The organism is Halobacteriovorax sp. (genome assembly GCF_041587335.1).
Taxonomy (GTDB): Bacteria; Bdellovibrionota; Bacteriovoracia; order Bacteriovoracales; family Bacteriovoracaceae; genus Halobacteriovorax.
In genome coordinates this window covers 1-3367 of record NZ_JBFGYP010000211.1, presented here as the reverse complement: position 1 = coordinate 3367, position 3367 = coordinate 1, and the positions used below count along the sequence as shown (strand labels likewise).

Here is a 3367-nt window from a genome sequence, read left to right as displayed (position 1 = left end):
TTCTAATACCTTTTAATAATAAATATTCAATTTGTCTTTCATCTCAAGTCGGGTGTGCAATGAAATGCTCATTTTGTTTTACAGGAACACAAGGACTAAAGAGAAATCTCTCTACCAGTGAGATCGTAGGTCAATTTCTTCAGTCATGGAAATGGTTGGCAGATAATAGAGGTGAGGATAAGAGAATTTTAAATATCGTTTTTATGGGACAAGGTGAACCACTTCATAACTTTGATGCTGTTAAGTCTGCTTGTAATATCTTTCTTTCAAAGAATGGGACATCCGTTGGTAATCAAAAAATCACAATATCTACTTCTGGATATCTACCTGGTTTGAAAAGATGGAAAGATGAAATTCCTGGTGTGAATCTAGCACTCTCTCTACATTCTCCATTTGCTGAGAAGAGAAATGAACTAATACCAATTAATAAGAAATTCAAGTTAGAAGAAGTTCTCTCATATATTGATGATATTCCTCTCAGTAAAAAGCAATTTATCACTTATGAATACTTATTGATTAAAGACTTTAATGACTCTGAAGTCGATGCAAGAAAGACTGGAGAACTACTTAAAGGTAAAGAGGCCTATATAAACCTCATACCCTTTAATCCATTCCCTGGAACTGAATACCAAAGGCCAACAGACTCTGTGGTGAATAACTTTAAAGATATTTTAAGTGAATATAAAATTCCTACTTTAATCAGAATGACAAAAGGTGATGATGTTCTAGCTGCCTGTGGTCAATTAAACTCTAAAGATTAGAAAAATAGCTTCGTTCCAATTATCGTTCCTTCATCTGTTCTTGGACTAAGTCCAGCTCCAGTGAAAGAGTTTTTCTCTTTAAAATTATTTAAATAGATCCTAAGAAACGAAAGCTCTAAAAATACACCGTACTCAACTCGTTCTCCTTCAACACTTGTAAGCCCATTTGATGAGCTCGCTTTCTTTAGCTTGGTATAGTTTAATTCTGTACCAAGAAAGCTTGCTATATATAATGTAAGAGAACCTCCGTAGAGTTCTTGAGAGTAGGTTGAGTCTTCTCGTTTTCCATAGAAACCTCTGATATGGGTAGATTGAACAGAAGAGCCTAGAAGGATTAAATTGAGCTTATATTCACTCTTATTATCTAGCGTTGTGAAGTTATTTTTTGAATACTCTAGGCCTAGGAATTTAATGTAGAGTGAGGCTCCAAACCTTTCAAAACTATTTTCTTGATAGTCATCTATATCTCCAGCAGCGTAGTCAAAAATAAATTCAAACCAAGTCGTTGAGCTATTTAATGCTAGCCACTGATCCATGAGTGCAATTCTTTTCTTTGTCACTAGCCAGTCTGCTAACGACCAACGGGATGACTGTTTTTCTTGCTGCTTCTTTACGATTACAGTGTAGACACCCTCTGCCAGGGCAAGTGATTGAAAAGATATAAGAAAAAATAGTAGTGCTGAGAGTAGTTTCTTCATTAGATTATTCTATCTAATTTATTGACTACTTTGTAGGGAGCAAGAATTATATGATATTGAGTTTATTATTAAAGTTATAGAAGTTGTTGGAATCATTCGCCTTAATTCCATTGTCCTTAATGTACTCAGTTTGCTTTTTAATAAGTTTAATTTCTCCCGCTAGCTGCCAGATTTTCTTCGTTTCTGAGCTTGGAGAAATTGTATTCTTTAAATAGTTGGGTCTGGGTGCTGGCCCAGTTGAGTAAGTCTTCATAATTACTTATCGGTGATAAATAATAAATCTTGAGGAAAATCGTCGGATTACTGTGAATAGAATTGTTTTATTTAAGTTTTGATTTAGAATGTAGTTATGGAAAATGATCAAGCGGATGAGTACCAACATTTAAAAGATGATCTTATGAGACAACAGAGAGTAAATGTTCTTGCTCTAAATAGGTTGAAGGTTCTTTCTGAGACTGGAGAGGAGGTACTATTTAGTACTTTCTGGAAAGATAAGACTGTCATTATTATATTTCTTAGGCATTTTAATTGTATTAGTTGCCGCGCTCACGCCGATCAGATTTGGAATCTGCATAAAGAGCTGAATAAGATTAGTACTAAGATTATTTTCGTTGGAAATGGAAGTCCGCAAGTTATAAAACTATTTAAAAAAGATTTAAACATTGAAGACGCTGATGTTTATACAGATCCCAAGCTCGAAGTTTTTAAAGCATGTGGAATGGATAGAAGCTTTACTAATTATGTTAGCTTTAAATCTTTGGCCGAGCTTAGAAAGTTAAGAAAGCAAGGTTACACTAGTGGTAGCTACCCAGAGGGAGCTGGAGATTCTCTTCAAAATGGGGGAGTGGTTGGCTTTAGAGATCCGGGGAAAGTTATTTATCATTTCACGTCTAGATATTTAGGAGACTTTGATAATCCTGATGAGTGGCCTAAAGATAATGATTAGATATCAAGTGTCGTAATTACTTTATCTTTTGAAAAAATATCAATTATATGAATTCTTATTTTATTGTTAAAAACTTCAAGGAGAATGGAGTTATATACTCCAAGATTAGTGGGAGAAAAGAAGTCACTATCGTCAGCAATACTCCCAAGTAAACTACCTCTTTCAAATTCCTCTCTTCCAATCAATACTGCGAGCTTGTCTTCGGTTGCAATAAAGTTTTCCAGGTTACTTTGTCCCCTTTCTCTAATTTTTTCTAATTCGAATTCGTTTCGAAATTCTTTTAGTTCAGGGTCATTTGCAAGTATTTGCCATTCCATGAGACTATCTTTATTTCTCTTGTTAGCATCAGAATGAAAATGAATATCAATATCCGAAATCGATAGGTTTGCCTTTCCATTTGGTAAGCTTCCATAAATGTAAAGAGACTCATTAGATTTTAAAGTCGTTTGTACTAGGTCTTCTTGAATTGTTTTTGTAAGATCTAATACAGTTTGAAAGTTGTATGTAACCTTTGGGTTCACTTGTTTAAATAGTGAATTTATTTTTGAGACATAGTTCGCATTTGAAATAGAGTTTTTTAAATCTCTATAATCTTTCTGTAGAAATGCTCTCGTAAGAAATTCCATATTTCTTCTCATATCTTTATTCTTAAGTTCTTCGAAATAGTGATACTTTTTTAATATATATGCTTGAGCTTTCTCTTTAATGTTATCTGGCAAGCTATCTACTATATTCGCTGTTTCGATCGAGAATATATCCTTTCCTATATAAACTTCAGGCGTCTCTACAAAACGACTATAATTAGAAGCGAGAATTACATCAACACTATGAACTGAGTCGGCCATTGAGAGGTTAATCACTTGGTCAATAAAGTACTTGTATGACTCTGGAGAAAAGAGGAGTTCTATATCTTTAATATGTCCTTGGATAGTTAAGCTCTTTGTATTTCTTTGATTCTCTTT

Annotated in this window: 5 protein-coding genes; 2 read left to right on the top strand and 3 right to left on the bottom strand. The window is 33.9% G+C overall.

Features of this window, described 5'->3' with window-relative positions:
- A partial coding sequence (gene rlmN, locus ABX784_RS16330; RefSeq protein ID WP_372656129.1) for a 23S rRNA (adenine(2503)-C(2))-methyltransferase RlmN occupies nucleotides 1-761 on the top strand: 761 nt, incomplete at its 5' end.
- Here the strand turns inward: rlmN and ABX784_RS16325 are convergent.
- Both ABX784_RS16325 and ABX784_RS16320 read right to left on the bottom strand, forming a co-directional pair.
- Entirely contained in the window at nucleotides 758-1459 is a 702-nt protein-coding gene (locus ABX784_RS16325) for a hypothetical protein (RefSeq protein WP_372656128.1), read from the bottom strand. The two genes, rlmN and ABX784_RS16325, sit on opposite strands and share 4 nt — an antisense overlap.
- Before the next feature lie 46 nt (nucleotides 1460-1505).
- Nucleotides 1506-1712, bottom strand: a complete 207-nt coding sequence (locus tag ABX784_RS16320) for a hypothetical protein (RefSeq protein WP_372656127.1) — start codon at nucleotides 1710-1712, stop codon at nucleotides 1506-1508.
- A gap of 96 nt (nucleotides 1713-1808) precedes the next feature.
- Between ABX784_RS16320 and ABX784_RS16315 the strand changes: the two genes are divergently transcribed.
- Entirely contained in the window at nucleotides 1809-2405 is a 597-nt protein-coding gene (locus tag ABX784_RS16315; protein ID WP_372656126.1) for an AhpC/TSA family protein, read from the top strand.
- Here the strand turns inward: ABX784_RS16315 and ABX784_RS16310 are convergent.
- A partial coding sequence (locus tag ABX784_RS16310) for a hypothetical protein (protein WP_372656125.1) occupies nucleotides 2402-3367 on the bottom strand: 966 nt, incomplete at its 5' end. The genes ABX784_RS16315 and ABX784_RS16310 overlap by 4 nt on opposite strands.

Coding starts and splice junctions, on each gene's coding strand:
- ABX784_RS16325 (WP_372656128.1), bottom strand. CDS start 1,459: ATGAAGAAACTACTCTCAGCACTACTATTTTTTCTTATATCTTTTCAA.
- ABX784_RS16320 (WP_372656127.1), bottom strand. CDS start 1,712: ATGAAGACTTACTCAACTGGGCCAGCACCCAGACCCAACTATTTAAAG.
- ABX784_RS16315 (WP_372656126.1), top strand. CDS start 1,809: ATGGAAAATGATCAAGCGGATGAGTACCAACATTTAAAAGATGATCTT.